Source organism: Dyadobacter sp. 32 (assembly GCF_902506755.1).
GTDB lineage: Bacteria > Bacteroidota > Bacteroidia > Cytophagales > Spirosomataceae > Dyadobacter.
On sequence record NZ_LR735258.1, the window covers coordinates 2,707,487 to 2,723,593 of the forward strand.

Sequence of the window (16,107 nt, forward strand, 5' to 3'; positions counted from 1 at the left end):
AAATGAATACAACCCGTAATTCCCTTTTGCCTGTTTCCACTTACTTTGGCGTTCAAAACATCTTTAAAGCTCTTGGCTTTAAAACATTGTTTCTTAGCTTATTAGCAACTTTTTTCTCGCTCTGTAATGAATCCATCGCACAGAGCATTCAGCTGAGTTCGGAAGCAAAGGCAAGCCTGGTTACTGTGGGGCCGGGAACGGAGCTGTACTCCGGATTCGGGCACAGCGTATTGTGGATCTCCGACCCGCTGAATGGGTTAGACAATGCCTACAGTTATGGCTCGTTCAGTTTTGAAACCGGCAATTTCTATGTCAAATTTTTACGTGGAACCCTGCCCTACACCATCTCTGTGGCGCCATTAGCACCACAAGTGGCTTACTGGCAGGCTGAAAACAGGTGGGTAAAGGAGCAGGTTTTGAATCTGTCAAATGACCAGAAGCAGAAACTATTCAATTTCCTCGAGACCAATTATTTGCCAGAAAACAGAGAATATCAGTATAAATTTTTCTACGACAATTGTGCGACCCGACTTTCAGTGGCTTTGAAAGCGGCTGTTGGCGATAGCCTGCAATACACGGGCTATACACACGACAAGCTCAGCTTTCGTCAATGGATCGACCGATATGCTTTCCGACAAAACCCCTGGGCTGATTTCGGCATGGATCTGGCCATCGGAGCGCCTTCGGATGAAATAGCCACACCCGAGCAGGCAACTTTTTTGCCCGACAATCTGAGCAGGGCTTTTGAAGATGCGAAGATCCGAAAAAGCACCGGATGGGTTCCGCTGGTTTCTGCAAAAAGGGACATTTTTGTGGCACCACCCGTTACCTCTGACGAATGGCTTACGCCCATGGTATTCTTCTGGTCACTGGCCATTTTGGTGTTGGCATACACCTTCTGGCAAAGTAAATACGGCAACATCAACTTCACTTTTGATAAAATTCTCTTTACCATCGTGGGGCTTACCGGCTGGCTGATACTTTTGCTTTGGTTTGCTACCAATCACGGCGTCACCACCTGGAATTATGATATTTTGTGGGCTTTCCCTTTTTGGGTACCCATCATCTGGCTCATTTCTCCTAAGAAAAAACCTTCCTGGTTTCAGTTTTTTTTAATCTTTTACGCATTTCTGTTACTTTGCGCAACGGGTAGTCTTCTTAAACACAACTATGTTTTAATACCCATACTGGTTTTGCTCATCATCAGAGTGTACTACCTCAATAACTCACTTTCTAAAATTCCTGATACAGGAAATTAATATGAACCTGGAACTTCTCACAAATCAAACCATCGATATCGTAAAGCAGGCTGCGGTCTTTATCCAACAGGAGGCAGCTCTTTTCTCCCGTGATAAGATTGAATACAAAGACCTGAATAATCTGGTCTCATACGTGGATAAAGAAGCCGAAAAGCTTCTGGTTGCGGGATTAAAAGAAATTTTGCCGGAAGCCAGCTTTATTACAGAAGAAGGAACAACCGGTCAGGAACCCGATCCTACGGCGCTCAACTGGATTATAGATCCGCTGGACGGAACCACCAACTTCATTCACGGAATACCTGTCTACTGTGTCAGTGTAGGACTTGCCCGGGGCAAAGAGCCACTGATTGGCGTCATCCACGAGCCCAGTCTGAACGAAGTTTTTTACGGATGGCAGGGAGGCGGAGCCTGGTGCAATGGGAAACGTTTAAGGATCTCAAACGTGCAATCCTTGCAGGAAAGTCTCATCGCAACCGGATTCCCTTACTATAAATTTGAAAAACAAAAACGCTACATGGCTCTTTTAGAGCTTCTGATGCAAAAAACGCATGGCATACGCAGAATGGGTGCCGCAGCGGTGGATCTCGCCTACGTAGCCGCAGGCCGGTTTGACGGATTTTATGAGTACAATCTTAATTCCTGGGACATGGCAGCAGGTGTGCTCCTGATCAGGGAGGCGGGTGGTACAGTGACTGACTTCAACGGAGGCGATGACTATCTTTTTGGAGGTGATATCATTGCCGGAGCCGGTGGGCACGCTGAACTTGTGGCCATTATCAGAGAACATTTCTAAAACTGCTAACAATCTTATCATGGAACTGGAACAATTGAAATACCCGATTGGCAAATTCACCTCAAAAGGCAGCTACACCGCCGATGAAATCAAGACGGATATACAAATAATTAGTGCCCTGCCATCCAAGTTTATCAATCTGATGGGCGGCTGGGATGAAGAAAAATTCAATACGCCATACCGGCCAGATGGCTGGACGATCCGACAGCTCGTTCACCACGTAGCCGATAGCCACATTAACGCTTATACGCGGTGCCGGCTTGCCCTCACCGAAGACAACCCTACCATCAAACCTTACGAAGAGCAGCTCTGGGCGGAACTGCCGGATGCCAAAGCTTCCCCGGTTGAGCTCTCCCTGCAGCTCATAAGATATGTACATCTGAGGTGGGTAATCCTGTTGAAATCCATGAATGCCGACGACCTTGCCAGAACATACTTCCATCCGGGAAGCCAGAAAACGGTGCGAATGGATGAATTCATTGCCACTTATGCCTGGCACAGCGAGCATCATTACCAACATGCATTTCAACTGGCGGCCAGGAACAATTGGCAGTAACGTTGTGTTAACAACCCAGATAGATAAGCGCAGTAAACGCTGCTCATTTTTTGATAATAAAATTTTAGAATTTTGATTCAATACCTGATCATCGCTGTATTTTTTCTAACTGCTCTCGCATTTTTAGGGTGGCGTGGTTGGAAAGCGGTTGCACGAAGGGATAGCGGCTGTGCCAAAGGATGTGGATGTCCTGCCGACAAGATCGTGTCTTAAAAAATCAATGAAAAATAAGCAAAAAGGGAAGCCCACAGTTTGTGAACTTCCCTTTTTGCTTATAAAACCCTTATTATAAAGCTCCTGTCTTAATCTCCTCCACCACTGCCGGGTCCAGTAATGTTGACATATCACCAAGGTTTGTAAGCTCTCCTTCAGATATTTTCCGTAAAATACGTCTCATGATCTTCCCTGATCGGGTCTTAGGCAACCCACTTACAAACTGGATCTTGTCCGGCTTAGCAATGGGCCCGATAATCCGTGATACTGTCGCAGCAATGTCGCGACGGAACATTTCAGGATCTTCCGGTTTTTTGTCCGTGATGATGTAGGCATAAATACCCTGGCCCTTGATGTCGTGCGGGTAACCCACAACGGCGGATTCCACAACCCCCAAATGCATATTGATTGCGTTTTCCACTTCGGCAGTCCCGATGCGGTGCCCCGAGACGTTGAGTACATCATCTACCCGACCAGTAATGCGGTAAAACCCATCTTCGTCGCGCAAACATCCATCTCCGGTGAAGTACATTCCTTTGTAAGTAGAAAAATACGTTTGTTTGCACCGCTCATGATCACCGTAAGTGGTGCGAATAATACCTGGCCAAGGAAACTTGATACAAAGATTCCCGCTTACACCGTTGCCTTCAATAATGGCCCCATTCTCATCCACCAATACAGGCTGAATGCCGGGAAGCGGCAAGGTTGCATAGGTTGGTTTTTCAGGAGTAACCCCTGCCAGGGCTGAGATCATAATCCCACCCGTCTCAGTTTGCCACCAGGTGTCAACCAATGGACAATCTCCTTTACCAATGTTATTTTTGAACCATTGCCACGCTTCCTCATTGATCGGCTCACCTACCGAGCCAAGCTTGGTAAGCGACGTGAGGTCATGGTCCTTAACATACTGCAGACCAAAACTCATCAATGAACGAATGGCTGTTGGTGCGGTATAAAGAATATTCACCTTGTGTTTCTCTACGATCTGCCACAACCGGCCCGCATCGGGATAAGTGGGCACACCTTCAAAAATAAGGGATGTAGCTCCATAGCACAAAGGGCCATAGACAATGTAACTATGACCTGTGATCCAACCAATGTCAGCTGTACAAAAATGAATCTCTCCGGGCTCATACTGAAATACGTTGGCAAAAGTATAGGTAGCATATATCATGTAGCCACCGCAAGTGTGCACCACACCCTTTGGCTTACCTGTTGACCCGGAAGTATACAATATAAAGAGTGTATCTTCGGCATCCATGGGCTCTGCCGGGCATACGGAGTCCACGTGTTTCACTTCTTCCTCCCACCATAAATCCCGGCCTTTCAACATGGATACCGGCGTTCGGGTACGTGTCATCACGATGACATTTTTTACAGTCGAACAAAGATCCAGCGCATTATCTACGGTCTCCTTCATTGGGATCACCTTGGTACCACGAAATGCCCCATCCGACGTAATCACCATTGTACAGGCCGAATCGTTGATCCTGTCGGCAATGGATTTGGCAGAAAACCCTCCAAATACCACGGAATGAATAGCACCAATTCGGGCACAAGCCAGAACCGCAACGGTGAGCTCAGGCACCATCGGGAGATAAATACAAACACGGTCGCCTTTTTGAACTCCATGTTTTTTAAGAACATTGGCAAATCTGCACACCCGGTCGTACAGGGTGTAGTAGGAAATGGTTACTGCATCATCGTCCGGATCATTGGGTTCCCAGATAATCGCCGGCTGGTCCCCTTTTTCGGCCAGATGCCGATCCAGCGCATTTTCGGTGATATTCATTTTTCCGCCCTGAAACCATTTGGTATTGGCCTCTGCAAAATCCCAGCTAAGGACTTTTTTCCACGGTTTACTCCATTGAAATTGTTGGGCGATTTCAGCCCAGAAACCTTCGGGGTCGTCTACGCTTTGCTGGTAGGCAACCTGATACTCTTCAAAGGTCTTAATTTTCATGATAAATACTGGTTAACTAAGGGAAATAGGATATTTGGGGACAATTTATAATTTTCAATTGGTTCGTCCTACTTAAAATGACATTGAATGTCGTAAATGGCACAACCGATAAAGCTTACAAAAACGTAATATTATGATATTCAACACGGTTAAATGCGAAGTCACGGTCTGATGTCGAACCGCGCCGGCAGGTGTAGTCAGTATGATTAAAAAGCTGTACTTTCGGCCAAATAGTGGATGGATAAAAACACATATAAAGATGGACAAACCCGCGTCAAGTCCGCAAATTGGATTTAGCGATTCTGAACTTACATTTATCCGGGAACATCTTCATGATGATGTGAACCAACTACTCCTTGGGGCAGCCCGGTTCAGACAGGTTGAGATTAAAAAACTAGCGGGTCAAATCCTATCCCGGCAGAAGGCTGCCAAAAAACTTCCCGAATGGTACGCCAATGAAGCACTCATTTTCCCTCCTGCCCTTTCTGTGGAGCAATGCTCATCTGAGGCTACGGCACGGTTTAAATCTTCATTACTTTCCGGAAAAAAATTGATCGATGTTACTGGAGGAATGGGCGTGGATTGTTATTATATGAGCCACAACTTCAACCAAACGCAGTATTTCGAAGAGCAAATCGAAGTTGCAGCAACTGCAAAATATAATTTCGATGTACTTGGGGCTAAAAATATTGAAGTAAATGCGTCCAATTCCCTGATAACTTTAAAAGTCGTGAACAGTGAAGCATGCTGGATATATGCTGATCCGGCCAGACGTGGCGGAAACCAGGAGAAAGTAGTCCTGCTCAAAGACTGCACTCCCGACGTGGTTTCTAATCTTGCGTTCTTGCTTGACATTGCCCCAGACATTCTTCTAAAAACTTCTCCTTTACTGGATATTGATTTGGCCGCCAAAGAATTATTCCGCGTAAAAGAAGTGTATGTCACCGGCTATGAAAATGAGTGTAAAGAATTACTCTTTCACATAAACAAAGAGCATACGGCAGGTTTTGAGCTGAAAGTAAGAATTTTGGATAACTCAGGACAGGTTATTCAATCCCTGGATTTTGACAGGAAAAAGGAAAGTAAGGCATTGGTAACATATGCTCCGCCATCGGGTTACTTGTATGAGCCACATGCCGCTGTGCTGAAGGCAGGGGCCTTCAAAATACTTTGCGAGGAATATGGTGTGCATAAATTGGCAGTCAGCAGTCATCTGTACACCTCCGAAAACCTCGTTACCGGCTTCCCGGGAAGAGTATTTCAAATCATGGGTACCTGTAAACCTGACATCAAAGAAATCCTGAAACTAACAGGAGAGAGCAAAGCAAATCTTACGCTGCGTAATTTTCCTGCAAAAATTCATGACCTCAGGAAGAAATGGCGTCTGAAGGAGGGTGGAGATTCCTACTTGTTTGGAACCACACTTCAAGATCAGAGAAAAATAATAATTGTTACTAAAAAATTACAGGAATGATGAAGAAAATCGCATTTATATCCATTCTGGCCTTAGTGGCCTCGGTTATTACCCGGCCTACCCACGGCCAGACCGTCTTCCCGGGCAAACAAATGATTGATAAAACCGAATATCCGGGAATAGTGCTGGGAACCAATATTTCTGAAAAACTTCTCGACGAATATTGGGAAACCTATCTTGGCAGATTTGGCAAAGTAAAAGGTAAAAGGGGAAACTATACGATCAGTAAAGCTTCCATACCATCCGTATCCGCTGGCCCCATTCAACTCACCAGCCAGATCAGTTCTGTGCAAAAAAATCAATCCAGGATCTTTTTGGCACTCTTAGCGGACGGCAGCTACGTGGCAGACTATAACGACAGAACGTATAAAAGTGCCGAATCCATTCTGAAAGAATTTTCAGATTATGCCGCCCTGCGAGAAGAGGTACGCATAGCAGATGAAGCATTTGTTTCGTCCGAAAAGGCATACCAAAAGCTCATTCGGGAAATTGATGATAAGAACAAGGAAATTGAAAAAACGGAAAAGAAGCTTGCCGACCTTCGTGGCGCAGTTGCTACCAGCAGAGCCGAATCCGAAAAATCATTGCTTGATCTTCAAAATAAACAAAAAGCACTCGAAACGGTTAAAATGAGGCTCCCTGCTCAGAAATAAGCATTACAAATACTTGTTTACATAAAAACCTGAAGATCGTAGTTATTCTGTAAATACCCACACTTAAAAAGATAAGGGCGTCCTAAACTGAATTGAGACGCCCTTATTACCATAGCATTCAGCTATTTCCTAAAAAAACCTTCTCGTATTCCTTTTCGGAAAAGCCCACCGCCACCGCCTTTCCGGTTTTATCTTCAATCACCGGTCGCTTAATAGAGGATGTTTTGGCCACCATCAGTGCAATGGCAGATTCCTGGTCCGAAACCGCTGCTTTTTCTTCAGCTGACAATTCTTTCCAGGTAGTACTCGCTTTATTCAAGACCTTTTCCAGAGGAAAATCTTTTAGCCAATGCTGTATCTTGTCTGCCGTAATTCCTTCCTTTTTATAGTCATGAAACTGATATTCTATCTGGTTCTTGTCAAGCCAGGTTCTCACTTTTTTGACTGTATCACAATTGGGTATTCCGTATACGGTATGCATGAATTTCAAATATTGTTCAAAAAAAATATTCAACGCTAAACTCCTTCCGACACCACCGGCGCTTCAACTACCTGATCGGACATTTGCATTTTCTCATCGTCCAATTCTCCCTCCCACCGTGCGACAACGGCCGTCGCAAGACAGTTTCCGGCTACATTAACCGTGGTTCGAGCCATATCCATCAGTTCATCTATTCCCATGATGAGCAGTACAGGCCATTCCGGCATTCCGAAATTGGCAATGGCACCCAAAAGTATAACCAGCGTAGCCCGCGGGATCCCTGCCACTCCCTTGCTCGTCAGCATCAACAAAAACACCATGGTAACCTGTTGCCCGATCGACATTTCGGTGCCAGTAGCCTGTGCGACGAACACGGTGGCAAGGGCAAGGTAAAGTGTTGATCCGTCAAGGTTGAAACTATATCCGGTGGGCATTACAAAAGCGACGATCTGACGCGGAACCCCAAACTTTTCCATTTTCTCCATGGCCTTGGGCAGAGCAGCCTCTGAACTGGTCGTGGCAAAGGCAATAGAAAGTGGTTCAAAAATATTCTTGGCAAGTTTGATAATGGGTATTTTGGCGATCAGGGCAATGGGAATAAATACGACCAGCACAAACACAATTAAAGCGCAATAAAGTGTTGCCAATAGCATGGCAAGGTTCTTCAAGACATCGATCCCCATGTGCCCCACTGTCTCAGCAATGGCCGCACCGACCCCAATTGGCGCGAAGAGCATGATAATCTTGGTAAATTTAAACATTACTTCTGCCAGCAATTCCACACCTGAAACGAATTTCTCTTTCTTTGCTGCGGGTAGCAGGGCAAGGCTTATTCCGAACAATACACTAAACACGACGATCTGTAGCACTTCTCCATGGTAAATGGATTTGGCCATGTTTTCAGGAAAAGAATGAAGCACGATATCCTGCCAGGTCTGGTGCTTAACCTCGGGCAGCGCCGCGTTGAGTGATGCCGGAGCTATGATCCCCACACCCGGCTTAAACCAGTTGGCAAAAACCAATCCGATGATGAGTGCGAAAGTGGTTACAACTTCAAAATAAAGCAGAGACTTCCAGCCCATTCGGCCCACCTGCTTCAAATCGGAATGCCCGGCAATACCTGTAACCAGCGTTGCAAACAATAACGGAGCAATAACCGTTTTGATCATCTGCAGGAAAATCTGCCTTAAAAAGTGAAGATTGGTACCCATTTCCGGGAAATCGTATCCAATCTCCGTTCCCACGAGCATGGAAATCAGAATAGAGGTGGTAAGATTTTTTTTAGTGAAAGCAAAGACAATCAAACCGGCCAGTGCAAGCCATCTGAGAACGATAAGCACGTCGGAACCAATCGAAACGATGCCATAGGTATCTAAAACGGTTGCTATGGCGGCAACGGTAATGAGTACAAGGTTAATGATGGTAATTTTGCTCTTCATAAAGAAAGTTGAAGTGATGAGTTAGTTCGCAACAGTAAACATATGAAAAATACAATAAAGCAAACTAAATTGAACCAACGCATTTTTCCTATACCACAAAATATAAGTCAAGTATTGAAAGATTAAACTGATTGTTTGTACTATTTTCTGGTTGATCATTAAAATATTTTATGGTTTTTAGCATTACTTTAAGATATTCAATTGTCATCCTATAGTTACCATCAGGAGCCCAATGTTATTATTGGCATAATAGTTTTCATGCTCAATAGCGTGTATACGTTTATATTACCAAAATTTCATTTAGCAAATGGGTAAAAACGTTTACAAATACGTTCATATTTACGGTAATCATTTAAACTCAAGAATCATGAACAAGATCCTGATCCCTATCGATTTTTCGTTAAACGCTGACCACGCACTGTCCGCAGCCAAAATTATGGCCGACAAGGCCAACACCGAATTACTGATCCTGCACGCCTATCAGCCCTACATCTCCGATGTAAATGTACTGACGGGCAGTGCCTTACCAGGCGTTGGCTCTCCCGATTTTTTAACGCTATCCACTGAGCTGGAAGGAGAGTTTCAGAAACGATTCGATGAATACGTAGAGGCAGTAAGGGCTGAGGGTTACCGAGTTACGCCGTTATGGGCTCTGGGAGGTGTGGAGTCATGTATAAAAGATGCCATCAACGAGCATAAGCCCGATCTGGTAGTTATTGGCAGGACAGGTTCCGGAGGATTTCTGGACAAATTAATTGGCAGCACCGCCACGGGTATTGCACTTCATAAAGGTTGCCCGGTGATGGTTATTCCTCCTCAGAGCACTCCGAAAAAATTCAAGGAAGTAGTGTACGCCACACAACTGGAATATTCTGAACTTGACATCCTTAAGGAAGTCTACATTTTGATGAATTACCTGGGAAGCCGTCTCAGTTTGCTGAAAATAAATACCGACTGGCAACCCAACATACAGCCAGACCACCAGTACCTGAAAGAGATCACAGATACCTTCCCAATCAACAATGAAGATATTGTAATCAGAGACGCCAAACATGTGTTGGATGGTATTGAGGCGTATTGCGACGAAATAGCGGCAGATCTTTTAATTGTTTCATCCAGAGAGCGATCCTTTCTCGAAGAATTTCTGATCAATCCCAGCGTCACAAAAAAACTCATTGTAGATACGCACGTCCCATTATTGGTTTTTCACCTTAATGAAAACTAGCATTGCAACGAAAAGCAGCTTCGTCGAAACCGGCAGGGACCAAAAAACGACATAAATTCAATCGAGAGAATTTAATGACCTCACCGGGGACTCTGACCTACATTGGCCCCGAAATTGAGCTCAAAACACGTGTGCGAAAGATTCAGTATAACGAATCCTTTTATCAGAACACGCCTGTCAAAACCCTTTCGGACTGCTCGCCGGAAAGGTCAATGTCCAATGCAATCAATTGGTTGGATGTAGATGGCATTCATGAAACCCATGTCATAGAGAACATTGGGAAACTATACGGCCTTCATCCGCTTCTGCTTGAAGATATTGTGAATACCGAGCATAAACCAAAACTGGAAATGTTCGATAAGGGACACCTGTTCCTCACCTTGAAAATGCTTCATGTCGAATCATCAGCACCGCTCGAAATTTCCTCAGAGCATATCAGTTTTGTGATGGGGGAAAAATTTCTAATTTCCTTTCAGGAAGAAAGGACAGGCGATGTTTTCACCCCTGTGATTAACCGCCTTCAGGCATCTGTTGGCAAAACGAGAAGGAACGGGGCCGATTATCTGTTATTTGCGCTGATTGATATCATTGTCGACAACTATTTTGTCGTTCTTGAAAAATTCGGAGAGAGCCTTGAATCCATTGAAGATCAGGTTATTGGTGGCTCGACGGACTTATCTCTCACCGATCTCTATGCATTAAAAAGAGAACTTTCCTGGGCCAGAAGAGCTGTATGGCCCTTACGCGACATGATCAACCAACTGATCCGCGAGGACAATCAACTGGTAGCCAAAGAGGTCATCCCCTATTATCGTGATCTTTACGACCACGTTATGCAAGTGATAGACACCATCGAATCATACCGCGAACTGTTGGCAAGTCTTGCCGATGTACACCTCTCTTCCCTGAGCAACCGCATGAATTCAGTGATGAAAACGCTGACGATCTTCTCCGCTATTTTCATGCCCCTTACATTTATTGTGGGTGTTTATGGAATGAACTTCGACTATATGCCTGAAATTCAATGGCGTAACGGGTATTTTTATGCATGGGGCTTAATGGCCCTAGTTACCCTGGGCATGATCATATATTTCCGACGTAGAAAATGGATGTAATTTTTATTGACTTTCCCTTTGTTTGATACCTTTGTGCCCAGTTAATCAAAGCCGAATGAGTCGCATCCAGTACAATCCTGAAATAATTAATTCCCAGGCTACCTACCTGCTTACCGACAGCCGTCAAATTTCCTTCCCGTCGGAAAGCATCTTTTTTGCAATAAAAGGTGAACGCCATGACGGACACACTTTCCTGAAGAGTCTGCATGAGAAAGGTGTCCGGGATTTCGTAATCGAAGAAGCGTCCTTATCGGCTACATTGCTGCAAGAACTGGACGCCTGGACCGACGCCAATATATGGGTGGTTCATTCTAGCATCCGGGCATTGCAAAAGCTGGTAGCTCAGCACCGCAGCCAGTATACCATTCCTGTCGTAGGCATAGCCGGAAGCAACGGAAAAACGATAGTCAAAGAATGGCTTACCCAGCTGATTAGTCCCGGCCTTGCCGTGGTATCAAGCCCTAAGAGCTACAATTCTCAAATTGGCGTTCCGCTATCGGTATGGAATCTAAAGAAAGAGCACGAGCTGGCGATTTTTGAGGCCGGCATTTCACAGGCGCATGAAATGGAATATCTGCAACCTGTGATACAACCTACCATTGGCATATTTACAAATATTGGCTCCGCTCACGATGGTGGTTTTCGTAGCAAAAAACAAAAAATAACAGAAAAACTACGACTTTTCACAAAAGTCAAAAAGCTGATTTATAGGAAAGACTATAAAGAATTAGATGAAGAGATCAGCCTTATACTGAGACCTGTTAATCCTTTTTTGAAAACACTAAGCTGGGCCACCGGCCGGGCTCTTGGGGATATACAGGTCAGCTACCAGGATCAGGCCGGGCACACAGATATTGCCCTGAGAGGAATATTAGGGGACTACCTTTTTGAGACGAATTTTCGCGATGATGCCTCATTGGAGAATCTGACACACTGCCTCATTTTCTTACTGGATTATGGCTACTCGCCAGCGCTCATTCAGGAACGCATCAGATTACTGAGACCCGTTTCCATGCGCCTCGAACTGAAGGAAGGAATTAACAATTGTTATGTGATTGACGATACCTATAACAATGATATCCAGGGGCTGATCATGGCCCTAAACTTCCTTGGGCAACAGGAGCAACGTAGCGAAAAAGTCATAATCCTGTCAGATGTTTTACAGACGGGGCAGGCGCCAGGTGAATTGTATCAAAACATTGCAGCATTTCTATTGGAGAAAAAAGTGGATCGGCTGGTCGGTATCGGACCGGAGATAAGGCAACACGCTGAACTTTTCAAAATACCTGCACAGGTTTTTTATCCGGACACCGAAACGTTTTTAAGGGAATTTCCCTATTCGTCCCTCAACAGCAGTGTCATTTTAATAAAAGGGGCCCGTCGCTTCTCTTTTGAAAAAATCGTGCATCGCCTTCAGCAAAAAGTACATAGTACCGTACTCGAAATAAATCTGGATGCAATAACGAACAACCTGAATTACTACCGTTCCAAGGTAGGCACGGGAACCAAAATTATGGCCATGGTGAAGGCATTTGCATACGGCAGCGGAAGCTCCGAAATCGCCAGCTTGCTGCAGTATCATCGTGTCGACTACCTTGGCGTGGCCTATACCGATGAAGGTGTTACCTTACGCCAAAATGGCATCACGTTGCCTATTATGGTCATGAATGCATCACCGTCCACGTTTGACCTGATTTGGGAGTACAATCTGGAACCTGAAATCTATAGCCCCAATATTCTTGAAAGCTGGCTGGCCTACCTGAAAATTCGAAATTCTCCCACAGACACACCTGCCATCCATTTGAAACTGGATACCGGGATGCATCGCCTCGGTTTTGTACCGGATGACTATCATTGGCTACGCGACCATCTGGCTGGGTCCGGAGCAATTAAAGTAGCTTCCGTTTTCACTCATTTGGTGGGTGCGGACGAGGGCGAGCACAACAGCTTCTCCAGGACGCAGTACCAACGTTTTAAGGAGGGATCAACCGTTATCGAAGAAGCGGTAGGACACCCGATAATCAAGCATATTCTTAATTCAGCAGGTATCGTTCGCTTTCCGGAATACAAAATGGACATGGTGAGGCTGGGAATCGGTTTGTATGGTGTGGAAGCTACCGGCCAGGAACAACGATTTCTTCAACCAGTGGGTACCTTAAAAACGGTAATATCGCAAATTAAATACCTGAAAGCAGGTGAGACGGTTGGTTACAGTCGTGCAGGACAAGTAGAGCACGATTCAGCCATAGCAACACTGGCCATAGGCTATGCAGATGGGTATGACAGAAGGCTGGGAAACGGTGCAGGAAAAATCTGGGTCAACGGATCACTATGTCCCGTAATTGGCAATGTGTGTATGGATATGACAATGGTCGACATTACCGGCGTCACGGCAGAAGAAGGCGATGAGGTGATTGTTTTTGGCAAAGAAATGAGCATCACCGATGTAGCCAAAACGATCGGAACCATACCTTATGAAATCCTGACTGGTATCGGGCAACGGGTAAAACGCGTATTTTATAAAGAATGATGGCACCACCTGATCAGGCAATGCCAACATTCGGGATCATAACTCGATACAGTTCGTTGTAAAGCGTGGGCTATTGCAGGCCAGACTGAACCACATCTACCCCCTTACCATTCTCATTGACAATGATCATCTCGTCGTTGACTGGATTTTCAGGTAAGTGCTGGGATACAGTGGCTTCACCTTCAAAAAGCTTAGCCTTCATCACATCCTCAACGGTTACCTTGAAGAAGGCCTTATGAATATCCAGTGGCTGAGCTCCGTCCTCTATCTCACATTTCACGTAGCTGCCATCTTCTTTCATTTCATAAGAATTAACATTATCCATGAGGCTGTAATAAAGAATGTGAATCACCTCCTGCCTCACACGCTCGTCCACCAGCTTGAATAATGATTCAATTCGCCGGTCAAAGCTCCTCACCATTGCATCTGCGCTACCTCCATATACAAGAGGGTCGCCGTTTCTATGAAAGTAAAACAGCCTGGAGTGTTCAAGGAAATCTCCTACGACCGACCTGACAGTAATGTTTTCACTAAGACCGGCCCGACCAGGGCGCAAGCAGCACATACCCCTCACAATTAATCGAACGGGTACTCCAGCCTGCGAGGCCATGTAGAGCGCCTGTATAGTGTCTCTGTCTTCCAGTGAGTTAATCTTTATGCAAATTCCACTGGCCAGTCCTGCCTTGGCATTTTCCGCTTCTTCACCAATTAGCTCCAGAAGTTTTTTACGCATGTAGCGGGGAGCGGTGATCAAATTCTGATACTCTTCGGGATTGGAATGCCCGGTGATTACATTAAAAAATTCAGAAATATCGGCTGTATATTCTTCATTGGTAGTGAGCAGGCCCGTATCGGTGTAGAGGCGGGAAGTATCTTCATTGTAATTACCACTTGACAAATGTGCGTATCTCAACACGCGGTTGCCCTCATTCCGAACGATTAAAAGAAGCTTCGTATGGGTTTTCAACTGACCAATGCCATAAATCACAAAACATCCGGCCTTCTGCAAACGCTGGGCTTCTTTAATATTATTTTCTTCATCAAACCGTGCTTTCACCTCAAATAATACTGCTACGTGCTTACCATTTTCAGCGGCGTGAAGCAGGGCTTCGGTAACCCGGGAATTCTTTGCCAGCCTGTAAATGGTCAGTTTAATGGAAAGCACCTTCGGATCCTCAGCAGCCTGTTCAAGAAGCTGAAGTACTGGCTCAAAATTGTTGTATGGATGATGCAACAGGATATCGCGCTCCCGCATAGCCTCAAAAATGTCCCCCATCCGTTCGCGTTCAATCCCGAGCGGGGCCACCGGGGGATGGATGGGCGGAATCTGATCCTTAAACTCAGGATGTTTGATAACACTCCAGAACGCCGTGTAATCGATGAGACCTTCCGTTTCGAAGATATTGTAATCATCGATTTCCCAGCGCTTCTTGATCAGATTTAACAAGTCCTTGTCCGCACCAGGTTCTATGGCCAGCTGGACCACCCTACCCAATCGACGGTTTTTGATCTTTTGCTTGATCTCATCTATAAAATCAGATTCCATATCGTCACTATCCTCCAATGAAAAATCACCATTGCGGATGATCCTGAAAAGATTGGTAGACACGATGTCAACATTGCGATACAGCTTGTCAATGTGCGCTCTTACGATGGTTTCTATTGGTAAAAATAATAATTCTTCGTCCCGCTCAATGATGTAAAAACGTGGTAGATTTAGCGGGAGCTGTACAAAGGATATCTTCCTGCCTTCCTCATTATTAGTTCCCTTTAATTGCGTTATCACTGCCAGTACGAGCACCTTGGCGAGCAAAACAGGGAATGCATGTGTATAATCAAACAACATGGGCGTAAGCATGGGATATACCGTGCGCTCGAAATACTCGCCCACATTTTCTTTTTCCTTTTCATCCAGCTCATTAAAACTGACGATCCGGAATCCGTGCTGTCCAAAGAGGGGTTGCAGCAAATCCCTGTAACATTGATTTTGCCGCATGACGAAGCTCTGAAGCTCTTTCATGAGGAGCTTTCGGAAAGGAATTTCGCGAAGACCCGAATAGTCCATGCGTTCCTTGCCAAAATCAAGATAATTATACAGACTACCAATGCGAATCGAGAAAAATTCATCCAGATTGGAAGAGGTAATAGCAAGAAATTTCAGCCGGTCGAAAAGATTCCGCTCGTCATTGATCGCCTGATCAAGCACACGATCATTGAATTTTAGCCAGCTAAGATCCCGGCTAATAAAATCACTTTGCTGCACCAGGCTGTTGACCTTTTCAGTTGAGCTCACCAGCTTTGTTTCATCCATAGTCGAGTCTGTGGGCGTTTTAAAAAAGGAAAACAAGTTTGATAATCTTCCCCTCCTGGTATTGGTAAATGACGAATCGGTATTTTCAGGCATAT

Annotated in this window: 12 protein-coding genes; 8 read left to right on the forward strand and 4 right to left on the reverse strand. The window is 45.1% G+C overall.

Annotated elements, in window-relative coordinates:
- The first annotated feature begins 2 nt into the window (after nt 1-2).
- From DYADSP32_RS10955 to DYADSP32_RS10965, 3 genes are read left to right on the forward strand one after another with little or no spacing between them, the layout of a single operon-like run.
- A complete protein-coding gene (locus DYADSP32_RS10955) occupies nt 3-1,259 on the forward strand; it encodes a DUF4105 domain-containing protein (protein ID WP_149242694.1) in 1,257 nt (418 codons plus the stop codon).
- A gap of 1 nt (nt 1,260) precedes the next feature.
- A complete protein-coding gene (locus tag DYADSP32_RS10960; RefSeq protein ID WP_149242693.1) occupies nt 1,261-2,052 on the forward strand; it encodes an inositol monophosphatase family protein in 792 nt (263 codons plus the stop codon).
- 19 nt (nt 2,053-2,071) lie between these two features.
- On the forward strand, nt 2,072-2,608 hold the full coding sequence (locus DYADSP32_RS10965) for a YfiT family bacillithiol transferase (RefSeq protein WP_149242692.1): 537 nt from the start codon (nt 2,072-2,074) through the stop codon (nt 2,606-2,608).
- Between the two features lie 286 nt (nt 2,609-2,894).
- On the opposite strand, the gene acs is transcribed toward DYADSP32_RS10965, so the two are convergent.
- Nucleotides 2,895-4,784 (reverse strand): acetate--CoA ligase, encoded by a 1,890-nt coding sequence (acs, locus tag DYADSP32_RS10970; RefSeq protein ID WP_149242691.1) that lies wholly within the window; start codon nt 4,782-4,784, stop codon nt 2,895-2,897.
- A 259-nt stretch (nt 4,785-5,043) separates the two neighbouring features.
- On the opposite strand from acs, the gene DYADSP32_RS10975 reads away from it, so the two are divergent.
- Both DYADSP32_RS10975 and DYADSP32_RS10980 read left to right on the forward strand, forming a co-directional pair.
- Entirely contained in the window at nt 5,044-6,258 is a 1,215-nt protein-coding gene (locus DYADSP32_RS10975; protein WP_149242690.1) for a THUMP-like domain-containing protein, read from the forward strand.
- The gene (locus tag DYADSP32_RS10980; protein ID WP_149242689.1) at nt 6,255-6,911 is read left to right on the forward strand and encodes a hypothetical protein; all 657 of its coding nucleotides are present in this window, start codon (nt 6,255-6,257) and stop codon (nt 6,909-6,911) included. The genes DYADSP32_RS10975 and DYADSP32_RS10980 overlap by 4 nt, the downstream gene beginning before the upstream one ends.
- Before the next feature lie 118 nt (nt 6,912-7,029).
- Here DYADSP32_RS10980 and DYADSP32_RS10985 read toward each other — a convergent pair whose 3' ends face one another.
- Together DYADSP32_RS10985 and DYADSP32_RS10990 are read right to left on the reverse strand one after the other, a co-directional pair.
- Nucleotides 7,030-7,392 carry an arsenate reductase gene (locus DYADSP32_RS10985; RefSeq protein WP_149242688.1) on the reverse strand — a complete coding sequence of 121 codons (363 nt, stop codon included), beginning with the start codon at nt 7,390-7,392 and terminating at the stop codon, nt 7,030-7,032.
- Between the two features lie 35 nt (nt 7,393-7,427).
- Entirely contained in the window at nt 7,428-8,831 is a 1,404-nt protein-coding gene (locus DYADSP32_RS10990; protein ID WP_149242687.1) for a cation:dicarboxylate symporter family transporter, read from the reverse strand.
- A gap of 367 nt (nt 8,832-9,198) precedes the next feature.
- Between DYADSP32_RS10990 and DYADSP32_RS10995 the strand changes: the two genes are divergently transcribed.
- The 3 genes from DYADSP32_RS10995 to DYADSP32_RS11005 all read left to right on the forward strand — a co-directional run bounded on the left by DYADSP32_RS10995 (nt 9,199) and on the right by DYADSP32_RS11005 (nt 13,701).
- Nucleotides 9,199-10,056 carry a universal stress protein gene (locus DYADSP32_RS10995; RefSeq protein ID WP_149242686.1) on the forward strand — a complete coding sequence of 286 codons (858 nt, stop codon included), beginning with the start codon at nt 9,199-9,201 and terminating at the stop codon, nt 10,054-10,056.
- Between the two features lie 74 nt (nt 10,057-10,130).
- Nucleotides 10,131-11,171, forward strand: a complete 1,041-nt coding sequence (gene corA / locus DYADSP32_RS11000; RefSeq protein ID WP_149244890.1) for a magnesium/cobalt transporter CorA — start codon at nt 10,131-10,133, stop codon at nt 11,169-11,171.
- A gap of 55 nt (nt 11,172-11,226) precedes the next feature.
- Nucleotides 11,227-13,701 (forward strand): bifunctional UDP-N-acetylmuramoyl-tripeptide:D-alanyl-D-alanine ligase/alanine racemase, encoded by a 2,475-nt coding sequence (locus tag DYADSP32_RS11005; protein WP_149242685.1) that lies wholly within the window; start codon nt 11,227-11,229, stop codon nt 13,699-13,701.
- A 70-nt stretch (nt 13,702-13,771) separates the two neighbouring features.
- On the opposite strand, the gene ppk1 is transcribed toward DYADSP32_RS11005, so the two are convergent.
- Entirely contained in the window at nt 13,772-16,105 is a 2,334-nt protein-coding gene (ppk1, locus tag DYADSP32_RS11010) for a polyphosphate kinase 1 (RefSeq protein WP_149244889.1), read from the reverse strand.
- Nucleotides 16,106-16,107: the final 2 nt, after the last annotated feature.